The 19,855-nt window shown below is 73.7% G+C and carries 16 protein-coding genes and 2 tRNA genes; 8 read left to right on the forward strand and 10 right to left on the reverse strand.

The window, feature by feature from the left end:
* Positions 1-131 precede the first annotated feature (131 nt).
* Positions 132-1,166 carry a glycosyltransferase family A protein gene (locus tag EV383_RS23930; RefSeq protein ID WP_130292016.1) on the forward strand — a complete coding sequence of 345 codons (1,035 nt, stop codon included), beginning with the start codon at positions 132-134 and terminating at the stop codon, positions 1,164-1,166.
* A gap of 84 nt (positions 1,167-1,250) precedes the next feature.
* On the opposite strand, the gene EV383_RS23935 is transcribed toward EV383_RS23930, so the two are convergent.
* Positions 1,251-1,997, reverse strand: coding sequence for a class I SAM-dependent DNA methyltransferase (locus tag EV383_RS23935; protein WP_130292017.1), 747 nt, complete (start codon positions 1,995-1,997; stop codon positions 1,251-1,253).
* Between the two features lie 164 nt (positions 1,998-2,161).
* On the opposite strand from EV383_RS23935, the gene EV383_RS23940 reads away from it, so the two are divergent.
* Together EV383_RS23940 and EV383_RS23945 are read left to right on the forward strand one after the other, a co-directional pair.
* Positions 2,162-3,217 carry a glycosyltransferase family 2 protein gene (locus EV383_RS23940; protein ID WP_130292018.1) on the forward strand — a complete coding sequence of 352 codons (1,056 nt, stop codon included), beginning with the start codon at positions 2,162-2,164 and terminating at the stop codon, positions 3,215-3,217.
* Complete coding sequence (locus tag EV383_RS23945) at positions 3,214-4,743, forward strand: oligosaccharide flippase family protein (RefSeq protein WP_130292019.1); 1,530 nt, start codon at positions 3,214-3,216, stop codon at positions 4,741-4,743. Before EV383_RS23940 ends, EV383_RS23945 begins: the two co-directional genes overlap by 4 nt.
* 12 nt (positions 4,744-4,755) lie before the next feature.
* On the opposite strand, the gene EV383_RS23950 is transcribed toward EV383_RS23945, so the two are convergent.
* The 3 genes from EV383_RS23950 to EV383_RS23960 form a co-directional block, all read right to left on the reverse strand.
* Complete coding sequence (locus EV383_RS23950) at positions 4,756-5,880, reverse strand: cystathionine gamma-lyase (RefSeq protein ID WP_130292020.1); 1,125 nt, start codon at positions 5,878-5,880, stop codon at positions 4,756-4,758.
* 20 nt (positions 5,881-5,900) lie between these two features.
* The gene (locus EV383_RS23955) at positions 5,901-6,899 is read right to left on the reverse strand and encodes an NAD(P)H-dependent glycerol-3-phosphate dehydrogenase (protein WP_130294917.1); all 999 of its coding nucleotides are present in this window, start codon (positions 6,897-6,899) and stop codon (positions 5,901-5,903) included.
* Positions 6,900-6,994: 95 nt separating this feature from the next.
* On the reverse strand, positions 6,995-7,744 hold the full coding sequence (locus EV383_RS23960; RefSeq protein WP_130292021.1) for a lysophospholipid acyltransferase family protein: 750 nt from the start codon (positions 7,742-7,744) through the stop codon (positions 6,995-6,997).
* Between the two features lie 185 nt (positions 7,745-7,929).
* Between EV383_RS23960 and cofC the strand changes: the two genes are divergently transcribed.
* From cofC to EV383_RS23975, 3 genes are all read left to right on the forward strand, one after another.
* Positions 7,930-8,619 carry a 2-phospho-L-lactate guanylyltransferase gene (cofC, locus tag EV383_RS23965; protein ID WP_242623278.1) on the forward strand — a complete coding sequence of 230 codons (690 nt, stop codon included), beginning with the start codon at positions 7,930-7,932 and terminating at the stop codon, positions 8,617-8,619.
* 87 nt (positions 8,620-8,706) lie between these two features.
* Positions 8,707-11,088, forward strand: coding sequence for an RNA degradosome polyphosphate kinase (locus EV383_RS23970; RefSeq protein WP_130292022.1), 2,382 nt, complete (start codon positions 8,707-8,709; stop codon positions 11,086-11,088).
* Positions 11,085-12,062, forward strand: coding sequence for an NUDIX hydrolase (locus EV383_RS23975; protein WP_207223642.1), 978 nt, complete (start codon positions 11,085-11,087; stop codon positions 12,060-12,062). Before EV383_RS23970 ends, EV383_RS23975 begins: the two co-directional genes overlap by 4 nt.
* Before the next feature lie 85 nt (positions 12,063-12,147).
* On the opposite strand, the gene EV383_RS23980 is transcribed toward EV383_RS23975, so the two are convergent.
* From EV383_RS23980 to leuC, 3 genes are all read right to left on the reverse strand, one after another.
* Positions 12,148-12,810 (reverse strand): HU family DNA-binding protein, encoded by a 663-nt coding sequence (locus tag EV383_RS23980; RefSeq protein ID WP_130292023.1) that lies wholly within the window; start codon positions 12,808-12,810, stop codon positions 12,148-12,150.
* A gap of 162 nt (positions 12,811-12,972) precedes the next feature.
* On the reverse strand, positions 12,973-13,563 hold the full coding sequence (leuD, locus tag EV383_RS23985; protein WP_130292024.1) for a 3-isopropylmalate dehydratase small subunit: 591 nt from the start codon (positions 13,561-13,563) through the stop codon (positions 12,973-12,975).
* On the reverse strand, positions 13,563-14,987 hold the full coding sequence (gene leuC, locus EV383_RS23990; RefSeq protein ID WP_130292025.1) for a 3-isopropylmalate dehydratase large subunit: 1,425 nt from the start codon (positions 14,985-14,987) through the stop codon (positions 13,563-13,565). The genes leuD and leuC overlap by 1 nt, the downstream gene beginning before the upstream one ends.
* Positions 14,988-15,087: 100 nt before the next feature.
* Here leuC and EV383_RS23995 point away from each other — a divergent pair, with 100 nt between their 5' ends.
* Both EV383_RS23995 and EV383_RS32765 read left to right on the forward strand, forming a co-directional pair.
* Entirely contained in the window at positions 15,088-15,789 is a 702-nt protein-coding gene (locus EV383_RS23995; RefSeq protein ID WP_130292026.1) for an IclR family transcriptional regulator, read from the forward strand.
* Positions 15,790-15,928: 139 nt separating this feature from the next.
* Positions 15,929-17,878 (forward strand): Hsp70 family protein, encoded by a 1,950-nt coding sequence (locus EV383_RS32765; protein WP_130292027.1) that lies wholly within the window; start codon positions 15,929-15,931, stop codon positions 17,876-17,878.
* A 190-nt stretch (positions 17,879-18,068) separates the two neighbouring features.
* Here the strand turns inward: EV383_RS32765 and EV383_RS24005 are convergent.
* From EV383_RS24005 to gltX, 3 genes are all read right to left on the reverse strand, one after another.
* Positions 18,069-18,141: transfer RNA gene (locus EV383_RS24005), tRNA-Glu, on the reverse strand.
* Between the two features lie 38 nt (positions 18,142-18,179).
* A tRNA-Gln gene (locus EV383_RS24010) sits at positions 18,180-18,251 on the reverse strand.
* 70 nt (positions 18,252-18,321) lie between these two features.
* The gene (gene gltX / locus EV383_RS24015; protein WP_130292028.1) at positions 18,322-19,815 is read right to left on the reverse strand and encodes a glutamate--tRNA ligase; all 1,494 of its coding nucleotides are present in this window, start codon (positions 19,813-19,815) and stop codon (positions 18,322-18,324) included.
* Positions 19,816-19,855 lie beyond the last annotated feature (40 nt).

Consider the following 19,855-nt stretch of genomic DNA (forward strand, 5'->3'; position numbering starts at 1 on the left):
TCGGCGGTGACCCGTTACGCAGGACGGACGACTTTGCGACGGTGGTCACCGTAACGTCGTGACCGGGACGCCGATTCCTGAGTGGAGCGGCGTCCAGCCCGCCCCGACGACGGCGTAGGAGGCACCCACCGATGGCCGAGCCGGACGTGCCCCGTTTCAGCTTCCTGTCCACCGCCTACCGGACCGAGGACAGGGTCGCCGGGATGATCGACTCGGTCCGCGCCCAGACCGACCCCGACTGGGAGCTCGTCGTCGTCGACAACGGCATGTCCGACGAGATGGCCCGCATCGTCGGCGGCTACGCCCACGACCCGCGCATCCGGCTCGTCCGCCAGCCCAACCGCGGTGCCGCCGGCGGGATCAACGCCGCGTCCGAGGCTGCCCGCGGCCGGTACGTCAGCCTGCTGAACAGCGACGACCACGTCGAGCCGGAGTTCTGCGCCCGCCTCGGCGCGGTGCTCGACTCCCGGCCCGAGATCGACGCCGTCTGCCCCGACGCGTGGTTCTTCTCCTCCACCACCGGCGAGCAGCTGCCGAAGTCGTACCTGGAGAACTGGGGCGCCCCGCGCCCCGACGAGAACCACCTCGTCACGCTCGCGGAGCTGATCGAGGGTCTCTGCCCGTACTACACCGGCGCGGTGCGCCGGGAGGTCTGGGACTCCTACGGCGAGCTCGACGCCGAGACCGTCGCCGTCGCCGACCTGGAGATCTTCCTGCGGATCGTCGGCGCCGGACACGGCCTGGTGATGGTGCCGGACAAGCTCGGCCGCTACTGCCAGGCGCCGGAGTCGATGTCGCGCGGCGGACGATCGGTGCTGGCGCTGGAGGCACAGCGCGAGGTCGTCGTGACCCGGCACGCGCGGCAGTCCGGTCGCCCCGAGGACCTGGCCGCGCTGGACCGTGAGCTGCGCCGCAGCCGGCACCGCCGCGGCGTCGTCGGGGCGCGGGTGGCGCTGTTCGACGGCGACGTCACCGGCGCCCGCCGGGCCTGCGACGACGCCCTGCGGGAGCGGTGGGACCTGCGTACGGCCGCCATCCGGGCCGGCCTCGCGCTGGCGCCGGGCGTGGTCCGCCACGTCTACTCGACGGTCCACGCCCGGCCGGTCGCGCTCCCTCCGGGCAGCGCGGCGGCCGGCGAGTCGGCCGTCACCCCGGCCGCGGGCTGACACGGACCCGGCCGCCGGCCGACGCCGGCGCCCGGGCCGCGGGATCGGGACGTACCGCGAGAGAGAGCCGGGACTCGGGCCGGATCAGGCCGGGCGGACGAGCACGTCCACCCGGAACCCGGAGCCGTGTGGGCCGACGTCGGCGTGCACGTAGCCGGTGGGGTGGACGAGACCGGCCTCGGCGCCGAGGCGCAGCGCGAGGTCGTGCACCTCGTCGGCGTGCACCGGCTGGTTGAACCGGCCCCGGTAGTGCAGCAGTGCCAGCGCCCCGCCCGAGCGCAGCGCCTCGATCATGCGCCGCAGGCCGACCTCGACGGTGCCGCGCTCCCACAGGTAGACCACGTCCGAGCAGACGATCAGGTCGAACGCGCCGTCCGGGAAGTCCAGGGGCAGCGTCCGGCGCTGCAGCTCCACCCCGGGACGACCGGCGAACCGGCGCCGGGCGCGCTCGATCGCGACCTCGGAGATGTCCGCGCCGACCACCACGTCGCAGCGATCGGCCAGGCGTTCGGTGAACGCGCCCTCCGCGCAGCCGACCTCCAGCGCCCGGCCGAACCGGCCCTCGGGCAGCGCGTCGAGCAGCTCGTCGTACTTCATCCGCTCGAACGGCTTGGTGTCGAAGCCGTAGGGGTCCTCGGCCGCGCCGTAGAACCGCTCGTGGTGGGTCCGGCTCCAGCCCGGCTGCCAGAGCCAGCCCCAGTCGGCGACCCTCGGGCCGATCGCAGGGAATCTCGTGACGGCGCCACGCACCACCACGCGGGCCGGCGGGGCCACGACGCGGGCGGCGTCCTTCGCCGCCCGCTTCAGCACCTGCACACCCGTCGGAGCCATCCGAAATCCCCTCGTTCGTCCGATGTGGTCCGCAGGGAGTCGCGGATCAGGCCTCCACCGTTACGGGCGAACGAGAATAATCCGGACAATTGGTAACGCCGGGCGGATCTCTGCGAGGTCCTGGGAAACGTGTCCCGTTCCCGGCCCCGTCGAGGAGGAGATCCATGTCCGAGCCGGTCGCGTCCGGGCCCGGCGCACCCCGGTTCAGCTTCCTGTCCACCGCCTACCGGACCGAGGACAGGGTCGCCGGGATGATCGACTCGGTCCGCGCCCAGACCGACCCCGACTGGGAGCTCGTCGTCGTCGACAACGGCATGTCCGACGAGATGGCCCGCATCGTCGGCGAGTACGCCCACGACCCGCGCATCCGGCTCGTCCGCCAGCCCAACCGGGGCATCGCGGGCGGTGTCAACGCCGCGTCCGCGGTGGCGCGCGGGCGCTACGTCTCGCTGCTGCACAGCGACGACCGCGTGGAGCCGGGCTTCTGCGCTCGTCTGGGCACCGTGCTCGACACCCGCCCCGAGGTGGCCGCGGCGCTGCCCGACGCATGGATGTTCTCCGCGGCCACCGGCGAGCGGCTGCCGCTCTCCTACCTGCAGGGCAGCGGCGCCGACCGTCCCGACGAGCAGCGTCTGCTCACCCTCGCCGAGCTGGTCGAGGGCCCGTGCCCCTATTACACCGGGGCCGTGCGACGGGACGTCTGGGACCGCTTCGGCGGCTTCGACGACGACACGACCTGCGTCTCCGACCTGCAGATCTTCCTGCGTATCGCCTCGGCCGGGTACGGGCTGGTCCTGCTCCCGGACCGTCTGGCCGGGTACGGCCAGGCGGCGGAGTCGATCTCCCGCGGGGGCCGCTCGGTGCTGCGCCTCGAGGAGCAGCGCGAGGCCGTGGTCACGAGGTACGCGACGGCGTCCGGACGGCCGGAGGACCTCGCCGCGCTGGCGCGGGAGCTGCGTCGCAGCCGGCACCGCCGCGGGATCGTCGGCGCCCGGGTCGCTCTGCTCGACGGCGACGTGGCGGCCGCGCGCCGGTCGGCCCGGCGGGCCTGGTCGCAGCGCCGCGACCTGCGGACCGCGGCCGTCCTCGCCGCCCTCACCGTCGCACCGGGACCCACCCGCCGCGCGTACCTCGCCGGCCGGGCCACACCCCCGCCGACGCCATCGCCGGCCCCGGAGGTCACCCGGCCCCGCGCGGTGGTCTCGGGCGACCGCGAGTGAGGACGGAGAAGGATCCGGACGGCCCGGCGGCCCGGGGCGGGAGCGGCGCGGTCGGCTCGCTGAGCCGGGTCCTGCGCCGGGGGGTCGTCATCTCCGCCGGGACGTTCGCGCTGCTGCAGATCGTCGCGTTCGCGCAGATCGTGACGCTGGCCCGCCTCCTCACCCCGGCCGAGATCGGCCTGTTCGCGGCGGGCACCGTGCTGACCGGGTTTCTGATCTCGACCTCCGCGGACGGCCTGGCCGTCGCCCTGATCCAGCGCGACGCCACCGACATCGAGGACGCCGCGGACACCGTCTTCCGGGCGTCGCTGCTGACCGGCCTGGCGCTCTCCCTCGCCGCGCTCGCCGCCGCCCCGCTGATCGGACTGGTGTTCGACAGCACGGCCGCCGCGACGATCGCCGCCGCCGGCTCCGGGGTGACGCTGCTGCACTCGCTGACCGTCGTCCCGGACGCCCTGATGCAGCGGCGCTTCGACTTCCGCAGACGGCTGATCGTGAACCCGTCGGTGGCCCTGACCAACGCCGGCGTGGCGATCGGGTGCGCGGTCGGCGGGCTCGGGGTGTGGAGCCTCGTCGTCGCGAACTACGCGTCGTACGTCGTGTGGGTCGTCCTGAGCTGGTCGCTCGGGGGCTGGTGGCCCGGCCGCGGACGGCCGACGATGCGGCTGTGGCGCGAGCTCGCCCGGTTCAGCTTCCCGCTGGTGCTCAACGGCACCGCGTGGCGGCTGCGCGAGGTGTTCGAGACGGTGCTGGTCGGGCGCCGCCTGGACGAGGCCGCCGTCGGCCAGTACCGCTACGGACGGCGGCTGTGCATGCTGCCGGGCACCGCCGTCGTCGAGATCGGGTCCTACGTCCTGCTGCCCGCGTTCGCCCGGATCAGCGGGGACCCCGAGCGGTTCCGCGCCGGGTTCCGGCGGGCCCTGGCCGTGGTGTGGACGGCGTCGGCGGCACTGGCGGCGATCCTGGTCGCGCTCGGCGAACCGATCGTGGTGGTGCTGCTCGGTGAGCCGTGGCGCGACGCCGGCCTGGCCCTGGCCGCGATGGCCGGGTTCGGCCTCGGCGAGGGCCTCGGAGCGGTGTCCGACGAGGCGGTCAAGGGCAGCGGCCGATCGCACCTGCTGCACTGGACGACGGCGGTCAGCCTCGTCGGGACGGTCGGGTTCCTGCTGGTCCTGGCCCCGCTGGGGTTGTTCGGGGTGGGGCTGGCCGTCTCGGCCGCGAACGTGGCGATGGGCCTGACCGCCGTCGTGGTCGCCGCGCACGTGACCGGCGCGCGGGTCCGCGACGTGCTCGGCGGGCTCGTCCCGGCCGTCGTGGCCGGCACGGTGGCGGTGCTCGCGGTGGGGGCGCTCGAACACCTGGTGGTGCACTCCGACCGGCTCGCGCTGCCCCTCGGGCTGGCCTCGCTCGCCGGCGAGGCGCTGCTCGTGCTCGGGGTGTTCCTGGTGGTGCTGCAGGTCGTGGCCCCCTCGCTGGCCGGCGAGCTGCGCGGCTCGCTGCGGAGGTTCGCCTCGGCCCGGGGATAGCCGAGCCCGAGGTCAGCGGACGACCGCGTCCAGTGCCCGCAGGACGTCGCCGACGAGGTCCGCGGTGTCCTCGCACCCGGCCGAGAGCCGGACGAGGCCCTCGGGCACCGCGTCGCCCCAGCGCGCACGGCGGTCGGCGCAGGTGCGCAGGCTGCCGAAGCTGGTCGTGGAGTCGACGAGCTCGCAGGCGTCGAGGAACTCCCCCACCGCGTGCGTCGAGGGCAGGGTGAAACGCAGGATGCCGTTCCACCGGCGCATCTGGGACCGGGCCAGCAGGTGGGCGGGGTCGTCGGCCAGCCCCGGCCACCGGACGTCGGTGACGGCGGGGTGCTCGCGCAGCGCGACGGCCAGCGCGCGGGCGTTCTCGGCCTGACGGGCCAGACGCAGGTCCAGGGTCCCGAGGCCGCGTAGCGCCAGCCAGGTCTCCATCGGCCCGGGCACCGCGCCGCCGCGGGTGCGGGCCGCGCGCAGGCGCTCGGCGTGCACCGGGTCGGCCGCGCTGACGTGCCCGAGCAGCACGTCGCCGTGCCCGGCCAGTGCCTTGGTGTCACTCGCCACGACCAGGTCGGCGCCGAGCTCGAGCGGGCGCTGCCCGAGCGGGGTGGCGGTCGTGTTGTCCACGGCGAGCAGCGCCCCGACGGCGTGGGCCGCCTCGGCGATCGCGCGGATGTCGCAGACCTCCAGGCCCGGGTTGGACGGCGTCTCCAGCAGCACCAGCCCCGGTGCCGGGCGATGCTGCAACGCGGCGGTCCAGTCGCCGGCCGTGGCGCAGGTCCGGACGTCGATCCCCAGCGGGGCCAGGTCCTCGTCGGCGACGAGCCGGGACACGTAGTAGCCGTCGCTGGGCAGCAGAACCCCGCGGCCGGGCCCGGTGAACGAGCGCATCACGGCCGCGATGGCGGCCATCCCGGAGGCGAAGATCGTGCACGGGCCGCCGTCGAGGTCCCCGATCGCGGACTCCAGCTCCCGCCAGGTCGGGTTGTCGGCGCGGCCGTAGAAGTCGGCGCCGGAGTCGGCGTCGTGCGGCAGGCCGAGATGGAACGTCGCCGAGAGCACCGGTCCGGGATGCACCGGGGAGCCGACCGGGTGCGGCCCGGGGGCCGTACCGCCACGCACACACCGGGTCCCGTCGTCCATGGTGCAACGCTACCGGCGGGTCACTCCGGCTTCGGCGCCCGGCTGATGAGGTCCTTGGCCAGCGCGGACGTGGACATGCCCTCGTGGCACACGCGCCGGACCGCGTCGACGATCGGCAGCTCCACGCCGTGCCGCCCGGCCAGCTCGCAGATCGACACGCAGGACTTCACACCCTCGGCGACCTGGCCGTTGTTCGCCTTCTCCGCCTCGGCCAGGCTCGCGCCCTGCCCCAGGTGCTCGCCGAACGTCCGGTTGCGCGACAGCGGGGACGAGCACGTCGCGACGAGGTCGCCGAGTCCGGCCAGCCCGGCGAGCGTCAGCGGGCTCGCGCCCAGCGCCACGCCGAGACGCGACATCTCTGCCAGACCGCGGGTGATCAGCGAGGCCCGGCTGTTGTCGCCGAGCCCCATCCCGGCCGCGATCCCGACGGCCAGCGCGATGACGTTCTTGCCCGCGCCGCCGAGCTCGGCCCCGATCACGTCGGTGTTGGTGTAGGAGCGGAAGTAGCCGGTCGCGGACGCGGTCTGCAGCGCCACGGCACGACCGTGGTCGGCGCAGGCGATGACGGTGGCGGTCGGCTCCTCGTGCGCGATCTCCCCGGCCAGGTTCGGCCCGGAGACGACGGCGACGTGGTCGGCCGGCACCCGCGCGACCTCGGCGATCACCTCGCTCATCCGCCGCAGCGACCCCAGCTCGACGCCCTTGGCCAGGCTGACCAGGGTGACGCCGGGCGGCAGCAGGTCCCGCCAGCGCTCCAGGTTCTCCCGCAGCGACTGCGACGGCACCGCGAACACGACGGCGTCGGCGCCCTCGAGCGCGGCGCGCGGGTCGGAGGTGGCGGTCAGCGTGTGCGGCAGCTCGATGCCGGAGAGGTAGTCCGGGTTCCGGTGACGGGCGTTGATCGCCTGGGCGACCTCCTCGCGCCGCGCCCACAGCGTGACGTGGCGGCCGGCGTCGGCGAGGACCTTCGCGAACGCCGTGCCCCAGGACCCGGCGCCGAGCACCGCGATCCTCGTCAGGTCGTGCACCGGCTCGTTGACCGGGCGTGGGGCGGGGGCGACGGGCGCGCCGGCGCCGCTGACGGTGTCGACCGCCTCACCGCGGTCGGCCCCGCTCACGGGGCGGCCGCCGGTCCGCCGCGGCCCGGGTCGGTCGCGTCCGGCGACCTCGAGACGCGGTAGAAGCCCTCCGGCGCCGGCTCCCCGCGCACCTCGGCCAGCAGATCACGCACGCGCGTCATGATCAGGTCTGTGACCTCGCGGAGCAAGGCCGCGTCGATCGGGCGGCCGCGGTAGGCCGACAGGTCGACCGGGTCCCCGCCGTGGACGGTGACGGTCGTGCGCGGCAGCGGGCGGAACTTCTTGTTGTAGCCGTCGAGGATCTCGCGGGTCCCCCAGTGCACCGTCGGGATGACCGGGACATCGGACGTCAGGGCCAGGCGGGCGACGCCGGTACGGGACTGCATCGGCCAGCCGTCCGGGTCCCTGGTGATCGTGCCCTCCGGGTAGATGATCACCGTCTTGCCGTCGGCGAGGGCCTGGGTGCCCGCGGCCAGGCTGTTCTGGGCGTCGGCGGAGCCGCGGTAGACCGGGATCTGGGCGGACCCGCGCAGGATCTGCCCGAGCACCGGCACCGACCAGAGACTGTGCTTGGCCATGAACCGGGGCGTGCGGCCCGCGGTGTGCAGCCACAGCGCGGTGTGGATCGGGTCCAGGTGCGAGATGTGGTTGCCGACGATCAGCGCCCCGCCGACCTCGGGCAGGTGCTCACGACCCACGTAGCGCGGACGCCCGGTCAGGTAGCCGACCGGGTAGAACACGGTCGCGGCCAGGGAGATCCAGAATCCGCTCTTCTCGCGGGCCACCGGCGGCCTCCTCACGACCCGTCGATGACGGGCCCTCGTGCGTGTCGGGAATGTGAGTCTTACGGGCGATCCGCACGCTGGTCCAGCCGGGTCGTCACACGGAGCCGGACCGAAACCGTGGACGTCCCGGGCCGGCGTGGGCGATCGTGCCGACCGGCCGTCGCGGGAAGTGGGACAGTGGTCAGGTGATCAGGGGATTCCGGGTCGATCTCGTGGTGCCGGTCAAGCCGCTGCCGGTGGCCAAGACCCGGTTGCGTGGTGCCGCCGACGGCGGGGTCGGTTCGCTCACGGCCCACACCCGGCTGGCGCTGGCCCTGGCGATGGACACCGTCACCGCCGCCCGGGCCGCGCGGCGCGTCGGGTCGATCGTGGTCATCTCCTCCGACCCGGCGGTCGCGATGGAGCTCGGCGCCCTCGGCGCCGACGTCGTCCCGGACCCGTCGAAGGGGCTCAACGGGGCCCTGCGCCACGGCGCCCGGGTACTGCGCGAGCACGAGCCCGCCTGCGCCGTCGCGGCGCTGCAGGCCGACCTGCCGGCCCTGCGGCCGGACCAGCTCGACGGTGCCCTGGACGCGGCGTCGGAGCTGTTCGGCAGCGGTGCGACCAGGGCGTTCTGCGCCGACGAGCCCGGTACCGGCACCACCCTGCTGGTCGCCGCACCGGGCATCGAGCTCGACCCGCACTTCGGCCGCGGATCGGCTGCGGCGCACCTGGCCTCGGGCGCGGAGTCCCTCGACGGCGAGTGGCCGGGCCTGCGCCGTGACGTCGACGTCACCGCCGATCTCGAGCAGGCCGCCGCGCTCGGGATCGGGCCCCGCACGCGGGCCGTTCTCGCGGCCCGGGAGCAGCCCCAGGCCGACGGCCGACCCCTGTGACCAAGATCCACCGACCGGCCGAAGATTTCCCCCGGTCGACGCGTGGTCACGTTGGCCGCGGGGCCCGGAGTAGGAAACAATCGCCCGGTGAACGACGACGCGACAGGTGACCCGGGCACGTCCGGCGCGACCCCGTCGGAGTCCTCGGCGCCGACGCACCGACGGGACCGACCGGTTCGGCCCGCCCCCGGCGGACGGCGCGCCCCCCGACCGGCCGCGCGCCGGACGAGCGCGGTGCACCGCGCGGCGGGCGAGACGGACAAGGACGGCACCGCGGCGCGCATCCCGACCCAGCCCGGCGCCCCGGTCTCCCCGGCCGTGCTGGGCGCCTCGCCGATCGCTCCGCCGGCCGGTGCGCACACCGGCCCCGTGCCGAGCGTGCTGCCGGACAACCGCTACCTCAACCGCGAGCTGTCCTGGCTCGACTTCAACGCCCGCGTGCTCGCCCTGGCCGAGGACGCCAGCCAGCCGCTGCTGGAGCGGGTGAAGTTCCTGGCGATCTTCGCCTCGAACCTCGACGAGTTCTACATGGTCCGGGTCGCCGGGCTGAAGCGCCGCGACGACACCGGCCTGTCCGTGCGCAGCGCCGACGGCCTCACCCCGCGCCAGCAGCTGGCCCGGATCGCCGAGCGCAGCCGGGCCCTGTCCCGCGCGCACGCCCAGGTGTTCGCCGAGGAGGTCAAGCCCGAGCTCGACGCCGCCGGCGTGCACATCCGGCGCTGGGACGACCTCACCGACGCCGAACGCCTGCGCCTGTCGGACTTCTTCTCCGAGCAGGTGTTCCCGGTGCTCACCCCGCTCGCGGTGGACCCGGCGCACCCGTTCCCCTACATCTCCGGCCTGTCCCTGAACCTGGCCGTCACCGTCCGCGACCCGGAGGGCCGCACCGAGCGCTTCGCCCGGGTCAAGGTGCCGAACAACGTGCCGCGACTGGTCGTGGTCGACCCCGACGGCGCCGACGCCCGCGACGGGCAGCGCCAGGTCACGTTCCTGCCGATCGAGGACCTCATCTCCGCGCACCTCGGTGACCTGTTCACCGGCATGGAGGTCGCCGAGGTGCACCCGTTCCGGGTCACCCGCAACGCCGACCTCGAGGTCGAGGAGGACCGCGACGAGGACCTGCTGCAGGCCCTCGAGCGCGAGCTCGCCCGTCGCCGGTTCGGGCCGCCGGTGCGGCTCGAGGTCGTCGACACGATGTCCGAGCATGTGCTGGAGCTGCTGCTGCGCGAGCTCGACGTCGACCCGAACGACGTCGTCACGGTCCCCGGCCTGCTGGACCTGACCGGCCTGTGGCAGGTGCACGGGGTGAACCGCCCCGACCTCAAGGACGAGCCGTTCCGCCCGGCCACGCACCCCGCGTTCGCCGAGCGGGAGACCCCGCGCAGCGTGTTCGCCACCCTGCGCGAGGGCGACGTGCTGGTGCACCACCCCTACGACTCGTTCTCCACGAGCGTGCAGCGGTTCATCGAGCAGGCCGCGACCGACCCGAACGTGCTGGCGATCAAGCAGACGCTCTACCGGACCTCCGGCGACTCCCCGATCGTCGACGCGCTGATCGACGCCGCCGAGGCCGGCAAGCAGGTCGTGGCGCTGGTGGAGATCAAGGCGCGGTTCGACGAGCAGGCCAACATCCGCTGGGCGCGTGAGCTGGAGAAGGCGGGCGTGCACGTCGTCTACGGGCTGGTGGGCCTCAAGACGCACTGCAAGACGTCGATGGTGGTGCGCCAGGAGGGCTCGGAGATCCGGCGCTACTGCCACATCGGCACCGGTAACTACAACCCGAAGACGGCCCGGCTCTACGAGGACATGGGCGTCCTGACCGCGGACCCGACGATCGCCGCGGACCTGACCGACCTGTTCAACTCGCTGACCGGCTACTCGCGGCAGACCTCCTACCGTTCGCTCCTGGTGGCTCCCTACGGCGTGCGCCGCGGGATCCTGCGCCGGATCGACGACGAGATCGAGGCGCACCGCGCCGGCGAGACCGGGGCCCGGATCCGGCTCAAGGCCAACTCGCTGGTGGACGAGGCGATCATCGACGCCTGCTACCGGGCCTCACAGGCCGGTGTGCCGGTCGACATCGTGGTGCGCGGGATCTGCGCGCTGCGCCCCGGCCAGCCCGGTCTGAGCGAGAACATCACGGTGCGCTCGATCCTCGGGCAGTTCCTGGAGCACTCGCGGGTCCTGCACTTCGGCGCGGCCGACGAGTACTGGATCGGCAGCGCGGACATGATGCACCGCAACCTCGACCGCCGCGTCGAGGTGATGCTCCGGGTCGCCGACCCCGCCCTGGCCGAGCAGCTGGGCGCGGTGTTCGACTCGTGCCTGGACCCGGCCACCCGCTGCTGGACGCTCGGACCGGGCGGCACCTGGGAGCCCTCACCGCCGCCGGGCACCGACGCCGGTCGCGTGCGTGACCACCAGGTCGAGCTGATGGCGTCCCGCAAGGGCCTCGGCGACGGCGAATGAGCGCCACCTCCGACGCTCCCGAGGGCCGTCGCAACCCGGTCGACCCCGGGGCCGGCGTCGACGTCGTCGCGGCCGGGACGGTGCCCTGGCGCCGGGACGGCGCGGGCGGCATCGAGGTCGCGATCGTGCACCGCCCCCGCTACGACGACTGGTCGCTGCCCAAGGGCCACCAGGACCCGGGCGAGGCGACGACCGCGACCGCGCTGCGCGAGACCCTCGAGGAGGCGGGCCTGCGGGCCCGCCTGGGTGGTCGCCTACCGCACACCTCCTACGAGGTCCCCGGCAAGGGCGCCAAGATCGTGCACTACTGGGCCGCCGAGGTCGTCGCCGACCACGGCTTCACACCGAACTCCGAGACCGACGAGCGGCGCTGGGTCACCCCGGCGCAGGCCGCGGACCTGCTGACCTACCCGCACGACGCCGAGCTGGTGGCGCGCCTGGCCTCGGTCGGGGTGCCGTCGTCGACGGTGCTGTTCGTCCGGCACGCCAAGGCCGGCAACCGCGCGAACTGGAACGGCGACGACGACCTGCGCCCCCTCTCCGGCACCGGGCACGCCCAGGCCGAGCGGCTCGCGGAGTTCCTGCCGCGCTTCGGCCCGGACCGGATGTGCACCGCCCCGCCGCTGCGCTGCCGTCAGACGCTGGAGCCGCTGGCCGCGTCGACGGGGCTGACGATCGCCGCCGACGAGCCGCTGATGGGCGAGCACCACTACTGGGACGACGCCGACGCCGGCCTGTCCCGTTTCCGCGCCCTCGCCGCCGAGACCGGGGTCAGCGTGGTGGCCAGCCAGGGCGGGGTGATCCCGGACGTGGTGGAGGCGCTGCTCGTCGCCGAGCGCGGCAACGGGCACCGGGGGTCGGTCGCGGTGCCGCAGGACGGGGTGCCGTCGCACAAGGCGAGCACGTGGGTGCTGGGCTTCGCATCCGACGGTGAGCTTCTCTTCGCCGACTACTACCGGCGTCCGCCGAGCTGATCCTCGAGGCGGGGGCCGCGGTCCGGCATCCGGAGGCCGCCGGGGTCCTGGGCGGTTCTACCGGGTGGTTCTCGCGGCGTGGTGCCTACTTCTCGGCGGAGGGCCGCCGGGTCGGAGCCTTCTTCGTGGTGCTGGTCTTCGCGGTGGTGCTGGTCTTCGCGGTGGAGCTCTTGGCGGCGGCTGGGGTGGACTTGGTGCTGCTCTTCTTGGCCGGGGACTTCGTCGCCGGGGACTTCGCGGTGGCGCCCTGCGACGTCGGCCCCTTGTCGGCGGCCGAGGTTCCCGCCGCCCTCGCCGGTGACGTCGCCGTCTCCTTCGGCGACGCCCGGGTGCCCCGCTTGGCCGCGGGCTTACGGCCCGAGGCGGTGCGGGATCCGTCGGTGTCGATCTGGGTGACGCCGTCGGTCCGGGTCGTCCGGGTGGCGGTCCGCGGTGGACGGCGCGGCGCGCTGGTCGCTCCGGCGGCCGCCGCGTCGCTCCTCTCGATCCGCTCGCGGAACGCCGCCCCGGGACGGAACGACGGGACGACGGTCTCCGCGACCGGCACCGTCTCCCCCGTCCGCGGGTTGCGGGCCACTCGGGCCGCACGGCGGCGGGCCTCGAAGACGCCGAATCCGGTGAGGGTGACCGAGTCACCGGCACCCACCGTTTCGACGATCACTTCGACGACTCCGTCGACCGCTGCAGCGGCGGTTCTTCGATCTCCGAGCCGGGCGGTCAACGCCTCGACCAGTTGGGCCTTGTTCATGACCCCGGACGGTAAGGGTTTTCCCAGGGCCACACCAGTTCCGCGGGGCCGATCCCGGCGAGTTACCCCCCGGCGGTACAGGTCCGTACGGGTGGTCGTCGCCACACCGACGACGATCACCCGTACGCTGGATGCCCGGCGTTCACCGGGCACACAGCGTCATCAGCCGGTGGTCGTCGGCATCCTGGACGGGCGAGTCGCCTCGAACGCGTCGATCGCGTCGGCGTGCCGCAGCGTGAGCCCGATGTCGTCGAGGCCCTCCAGCAGGCGCCACCGCGCGTAGTCGTCGATGTCGAACGGGACCGTGATGTCCTTGGCCTGCACCGTCTTCTCCCGAAGATCGACGGTGACCTCGGTGCCCGGCTCGTTCTCCAGCAGCTTCCACAGCAGCTCGACGTCGGGCTGGGCGACCTCGGCCGCGACCAGTCCGCCCTTGGAGGAGTTGCCGCGGAAGATGTCGGCGAAGCGCGACGAGATCACGACACGGAAGCCGTAGTCCATCAGTGCCCAGACGGCGTGCTCGCGCGAGGAACCGGTACCGAAGTCGGCGCCGGCCACCAGGACCGACCCGCGGGAGAACGGCTCCTGGTTCAGAATGAAGGACGGGTCGTTGCGCCAGGCCGAGAACAGCCCGTCCTCGAACCCGGTGCGGGTGACCCGCTTGAGGTAGACGGCCGGGATGATCTGGTCGGTGTCCACGTTGGACAGGCGCATCGGGACCCCGATGCCGGTGTGGGTGGAGACGGGTTCCATCAGTCCAGGTCCTCCGGAGAGCTCAGGGTTCCGCGGACGGCGGTCGCGGCGGCGACCAGCGGCGAGACGAGATGGGTGCGCCCGCCCTTGCCCTGCCGTCCCTCGAAGTTGCGGTTGGACGTCGACGCGCAGCGCTCGCCCGGGGCGAGCTGGTCCGGGTTCATGCCCAGGCACATCGAGCAGCCGGCCGAGCGCCACTCCGCCCCGGCGCCGGTGAACACCTTGTCCAGGCCCTCGTCCTCGGCCTGGAAGCGGACCCGCATCGAGCCGGGCACGACCAGCATCCGCACGCCCTTCGCGACCTGACGGCCGTCGAGGATCTCCGCGACCGAGCGCAGGTCCTCGATCCGGCCGTTGGTACAGGATCCGACGAACACCGCGTCGACGGGGACCTCGCGCAGCGGCGTGCCGGCGGTGAGGCCCATGTACTCCAGCGACTTGCGGGTCGAGGCGGCCTCGCCCTCGTCGGCGATGGCGGCCGGGTCCGGGACGTTCTCGCTCAGCGGCAGGCCCTGACCGGGGTTGGTGCCCCAGGTGACGAACGGGGTCAGCGCGTCCGCGTCGATGTCGACGACCTTGTCGAACGTGGCGTCGTCGTCGGTGCGCAGCTCGCGCCACGCGGTGACGGCCTCGTCCCACTGATCTCCCTGCGGGGCGCGGTCGCGGCCCTTCAGGTAGGCGAACGTGGTCTCGTCCGGGGCGATCATGCCCGCGCGGGCGCCGGCCTCGATCGACATGTTGCAGATCGTCATCCGGGCCTCCATCGACAGGTTGTCGATGACGTTGCCGCGGTACTCCAGCACGTGGCCCTGACCGCCTCCGGTGCCGATCTGGGCGATGATCGCCAGCACGACGTCCTTGCTGGTGACGCCCGGGCGCAGGGTGCCGTCGGAGGAGTTGACGTTGATCGCCATGGTGCGGAACGGCTTGAGCGGCAGCGTCTGGGTGGCCAGCACGTGCTCCACCTCGGAGGTGCCGATGCCGAACGCCATCGCGCCGAACGCGCCGTGCGTGGAGGTGTGCGAGTCGCCGCAGACGACGGTCGTGCCGGGCTGGGTGAGCCCCAGCTGCGGGCCGACGACGTGCACGATGCCCTGCTCGGCGTGGTTCATCGGGTACAGCTCGACCCCGAACTCCTCGCAGTTGCGGCGCAGCGTGTCGACCTGGGTGCGCGAGACCTCGTCGGCGATCGGCGCCAGGACGTCGAGCGTGGGGACGTTGTGGTCCTCGGTGGCGATCGTGAGGTCGGTGCGCCGCACGGGACGGCCGGCCAGGCGCAGGCCGTCGAAGGCCTGCGGGCTGGTCACCTCGTGCACGAGGTGCAGATCGATGTAGAGCAGGTCGGGCTCCTGCCCCTCACCCTTGCGGACCAGATGCTGGTCCCAGACCTTCTCGGCCAGCGTGCGTCCTCCGTTCTCGGACACGGCGCTCGCCTCCCTTCTCCGCTCGTCGGCCCCGGTGGTGGTGTATAAACGATCTCCACCGACATGGACATTCCAGATCGTGGGACGTTAGTATCGAGGCGTGGAACAGTCTAGCGGAATCGGCGTGCTCGACAAGGCCGTGGGGGTTCTGCGCGCGACGGCCGAGGGACCGTGCGGACTGGCCGAGCTCTGCGACCGCACCGGACTGCCCCGGGCGACCGCGCACCGCCTCGCCGTCGGGCTGGAGGTGCACGGTCTGCTGCACCGCGCCGCGGACGGCCGCTGGCACCCGGGCCCGACGCTCGGCGAGCTCGCCGGCGGGCATCCGGACCCGCTCCTCGAGGCCGCCTCCGCCGTGCTCCCCCGGTTGCGCGACATCACCGGCGAGAGCGTGCAGCTCTACCGCCGCGACGGCACCCACCGGATCTGCATCGCCGTCGCCGAGCCGCCGAGCGGGCTGCGCGACACCGTGCCGGTCGGCGCCCGGCTGCCGATGACGGCCGGTTCCGGGGCGAAGGTGCTGGCCGCGTGGGCTGACCCGGCGACCCAGCGCATCGTCCTCGGTGACGCCACGTTCTCCGACCGGGTCCTGGTCGACGTCCGCCGTCGCGGCTGGGCGCAGAGCGTCGCGGAGCGTGAGTCCGGGGTGTCGAGCGTGTCCGCGCCGGTGCGGGACTCCGCCGGGCAGGTCGTGGCCGCGGTGTCGGTGTCCGGCCCGGTCGACCGGATCGGCCGCCGCCCCGGCGTCCGCTGGGCCGCCGACCTCCTGGCCGCCGCGGAGGCGTTGCAGCACCGCCTCTGAGCACCCCTCGCACCGGTCTCCGGGTGCCCGGCGCGGCAGTGGACGCCTGCCGTCCGATCGTGGCCGGGGCCCGACTACCGTAGGTCGCCGTGGACCCGGCAGTCCTGCCGGGCGTGGGCGCGCAAGTACCGGGGAGACGATGGGCTACCTGCTCGGGATCGACGTCGGCACGACCAGGACGGCTGCCGCGATCAGTCGTTCCGAGGCACCGGGCACACCGGAGATGATCACTCTCGGTGACCACTCCGTCGACGTCCCGTCAGTGGTGTTCCTGTCCGGCGACGGGTCGGTCCTGTTCGGCGAGGCCGCCGAGCGGCGTGCGGTCGGCGAGCCGGACCGGGTGGCGCGGGAGTTCAAGCGCCGACTCGGCGACCCGACGCCGGTGTCCCTGGGCGGTCAGCCGTTCACCCCGCAGGACCTGTCCGCGCTGCTCGTGCGGCACGTCGTCGAGCTGGTCACGCGTCGCGAGGGCGCACTGCCGGACCGGATCGCGATCACCCACCCCGCGTCCTGGGGCGCGCACAAGAAGGAGCTGCTGGGCTCCGCGCTGGCCTCCGCCGGGCTGACGGTCACGTTCCTGGCCGAGCCGCAGGCCGCCGCCCTCTGCTACGCCGGGTCCGAGCGGGTCGAGCCCGGCTCGACGATCGCCGTCTACGACCTCGGCGGCGGCACGTTCGACGCCGCCGTGGTCCGCAAGGACGCCGGACCCGGCGTCGGCGGCGGATTCACGCTGCTCGGCCGCCCGGAGGGGATCGAGTTCCTCGGCGGCGTCGACTTCGACCAGGCCGTGTTCGACCACGTCCGGGCCGCGGCGCCGGACGCGTTCGCCGGCCTCGACGAGTCCGACCCGCAGACCTGGGCGGCGGTCGCGCGGCTGCGCCGGGACTGTTGCGAGGCCAAGGAGGCGCTCTCGGCCGACACCGAGGTCGCGGTCCCGATGTGGCTCGGCGGCGCCGGCACCTCGGTGCGGCTGCACCGCGGCGAGTTCGAGGAGCTGATCCGTCCCGCCCTGGAGGAGACCGTCGCCGCACTGCGCCGGGCCGTCGCCTCGGCCGGGCTCGAGCCGGCCGGTCTGACGTCGGTGCTGCTGGTCGGCGGGTCTTCGCGGATCCCGCTGGTGGCCCAGCTGGTCTCCGAGCAGCTCGGACGCCCGGTGTCGGTCGACGCCGACCCGAAGAACGCCATCGCCAAGGGGGCCGCGCTGGCCCTGGCCGGACCGGACGCGAGCGCCGCGGCGCCGGGTGGCGTCCCAGGCGCAGGCGGCAACGGCGGCGCGTCGGGGTCGGGTGGATGGCCGGCGGGCGCGGCGACCGGCCTGATCGGTGCGGGAGCCGCGGCGGGCGCCGCCGGTGTCGCCGGCACCTCCGGTGTCGCGGGCGAGCCGGTGACGGACCGGATGTCGGCCGGGACGACCGCCGAGCCGAGCACGGAGTACCTGGACCCCTCGCAGGCCGGGACCGCCTACGTCCCGCACGGCTACGACTCCGCCGAGCCTCCGACCGAGCAGCTCCCCGTCCTCGGGGCGGGCGGCTACGCGGGCTACGGACCCGGCCACCCCGCGAACGGGTACCCGGGTGACGGCTACGGGCCGGACGGGTACGCCGGTGAGGGCTGGGCCGGCGACACCGCCCTGTCCCCCGAGCCCGCGCCGCGGGCCGGCCGCTCGCCCGCCCTGCTGATCGGCGCGGGCGGTGTGGTCGCCGCCGTCGCGGTGATCGGCGCCGTCCTGTTCTGGCCGAACGAGCAGACCGTCAGCAACGCGACGCCGAACCTCCCGGCCCTGCCGACGACCTCCGCCCCGGCCCCCGCGCCCGCCGCTCCGCAGACCACAGCCAACAGTGACCCGTCGCAGCAGCAGTCCAGCGAACCCACGACGGAGCAGCAGCAGCCGCAACAGCCTCAGCCGAACACTCCCGCACCGGTCGTGCCGCCGGTGGTCGTCCCCACCAACCCGACTCCGCCTCCCACTCCCAGCCCAAAACCGACGACACCGAAGCCCACGCCCACCACGACCGCCAGTGCCCCGGGCAACGGCGGCGGAGGTGGTAATGGGGGAGGCGACGGAGGCAACGGCGGAGGCGGCAACTGACCAACGACGTCGGCTGCCTCCGTGTGGCCGGCGCCGGGAGACCTCGCCCGGCAGTCGGGCTCGAGGCGCAGCTGCTTTAGTCAGATCCCTGCTAGCGCAGCCTCGGGCGTTCGCCAGGCTGCCACCAGCATTACTCGCTCCGAACAGCAAGAATCCCTCACTCCGAACCGGAGTGAGGGATTCTCGTGTGTAGCCCCGAGGGGATTCGAACCCCCGCTACCGCCTTGAGAGGGCGGCGTCCTAGGCCGCTAGACGACGGGGCCGCGGCATGTGAACCATGTGCTGGAAACTTGCGTTTCCGCTGGGGTACCAGGACTCGAACCTAGACTAACTGGACCAGAACCAGTCGTGCTGCCAATTACACCATACCCCAATGGATCTTGGTCTCGTGCTCCGGTGCTCATCGCTCCGGAGCGAGTGCCTCAATCCGTGATGGACATACTCTAACCCACGCCCTCGGAGCGCCGGACACCGGCCCCCAGGCGACCCAGCGACCGCTCACGACCCAGCAGCTCCATCGACTCGTAGAGCGGCGGGGACACGGTCCGGCCGCTGATCGCGACCCGGATCGGGGCGAAGGCCTTGCGCGGCTTGAGCCCCAGCCCGTCGACGAGGGACTCCTTCAGCGAGGTCTCGACGGCCTCGGTGGTCCACTCCTCGAGCTTCTCCAGCCCGGCGATCGCGGCCTGCAGGATCGGGGCGGCGTCGGCGCCGAGGTTCTTCTCCGCGGCGTCCGGGTCGAGCGTGAACGCCTCCTCGTCGACGAAGAGGAACGCGAGCATCCGGGCGGCGTCGGAGAGCACCGTGCTGCGCTCCTGCACCAGCGGTGCGGCCGCGGTGAGCATCGCGCGCTGCGCGTCGTCCGGCTCGCCGTCCAGGACGCCCTCGGCCCGCAGGTACGGCAGCAGCCGGGCGGCGAAGTCGTCGGGCTCGAGCAGGCGCAGGTGCGCGGCGTTGATCGCCTCGGCCTTCTTCAGGTCGAAGCGGGCGGCGTTCGCCGAGACGCGGCCGACGTCGAAGGCGGAGACCATCTCGTCGAGGGTGAAGACGTCGCGGTCCTCGGCGATCGACCAGCCGAGCAGGGCCAGGTAGTTGAGCAGGCCCTCGGGGGTGAACCCGCGGTCGCGGTAGGCGAACAGGTTCGACTGCGGGTCACGCTTGGACAGCTTGCGGTTGCCCTCGCCGGTGACGAGCGGCAGGTGCGCGTACGTCAGTGGGCCGTTCCCGATACCGACCCTCTGCAGCGCCTCCAGCAGCGCGATCTGGCGCGGGGTGGAGGAGAGCAGGTCCTCGCCGCGCAGCACGTGGGTGATGCCCATCAGCGCGTCGTCGAGGGGGTTGGTCAGCGGGTAGAGCGGGGTGCCGTCGCCGCGGGCGAGCACGAAGTCGGGCACCTGCCCGGCACGGAACGTGACGTCGCCGCGGATCAGGTCGGTGAACGTCACGTCGGCCGACGGCATCCGCAGCCGGTAGACGGGCGCGCGACCCTCGGCCCGGAACGCCTCCACCTGCTCGGGCGTCAGGTCCCGGTCGGCGTTGTCGTAGCCCAGCTTCGGGTCGCGGCCGGCGGCACGGTGGCGGGCCTCGATCTCGTCGGCGTTGGAGAACGACTCGTAGACCTCGCCGGCGTCGACCAGGCGGCGCAGCGCGTCGGCGTAGTACTCGCCGCGCTCGCTCTGCCGGTAGGGCGCGTGCGGGCCGCCGATCTCGGGCCCCTCGTCCCAGTCCAGGCCGAGCCAGTTCAGCGCGTCGAGCAGCGCGTCGTAGGACTCGGCGGAGTCGCGGGAGGCGTCGGTGTCCTCGATCCGGAAGACGAACGCCCCACCGTGGTGCCGGGCGTGCGCCCAGTTGAACAGGGCGGTGCGGATGAGGCCGACGTGCGGGGTACCGGTCGGGGACGGGGAGAACCGGACCCGGACCTGGGCAGGAGTACTCATGGTCCGGGCAGCCTATCCGTGGACGTCCCCGGGCTCCGCC

This window comes from Pseudonocardia sediminis, from assembly GCF_004217185.1.
Lineage (GTDB): Bacteria > Actinomycetota > Actinomycetes > Mycobacteriales > Pseudonocardiaceae > Pseudonocardia > Pseudonocardia sediminis.

What these genes read in the sequence shown, in the direction of transcription:
- EV383_RS23930 (WP_130292016.1), top strand. Translation starts at nt 132, where the DNA reads ATGGCCGAGCCGGACGTGCCCCGTTTCAGCTTCCTGTCCACCGCCTAC.
- EV383_RS23935 (WP_130292017.1), bottom strand. Translation starts at nt 1,997, where the DNA reads ATGGCTCCGACGGGTGTGCAGGTGCTGAAGCGGGCGGCGAAGGACGCC.
- EV383_RS23940 (WP_130292018.1), top strand. Translation starts at nt 2,162, where the DNA reads ATGTCCGAGCCGGTCGCGTCCGGGCCCGGCGCACCCCGGTTCAGCTTC.
- EV383_RS23950 (WP_130292020.1), bottom strand. Translation starts at nt 5,880, where the DNA reads ATGGACGACGGGACCCGGTGTGTGCGTGGCGGTACGGCCCCCGGGCCG.
- EV383_RS23975 (WP_207223642.1), top strand. Translation starts at nt 11,085, where the DNA reads ATGAGCGCCACCTCCGACGCTCCCGAGGGCCGTCGCAACCCGGTCGAC.
- EV383_RS23980 (WP_130292023.1), bottom strand. Translation starts at nt 12,810, where the DNA reads ATGAACAAGGCCCAACTGGTCGAGGCGTTGACCGCCCGGCTCGGAGAT.
- leuD (WP_130292024.1), bottom strand. Translation starts at nt 13,563, where the DNA reads ATGGAACCCGTCTCCACCCACACCGGCATCGGGGTCCCGATGCGCCTG.
- EV383_RS32765 (WP_130292027.1), top strand. Translation starts at nt 15,929, where the DNA reads ATGGGCTACCTGCTCGGGATCGACGTCGGCACGACCAGGACGGCTGCC.
- gltX (WP_130292028.1), bottom strand. Translation starts at nt 19,815, where the DNA reads ATGAGTACTCCTGCCCAGGTCCGGGTCCGGTTCTCCCCGTCCCCGACC.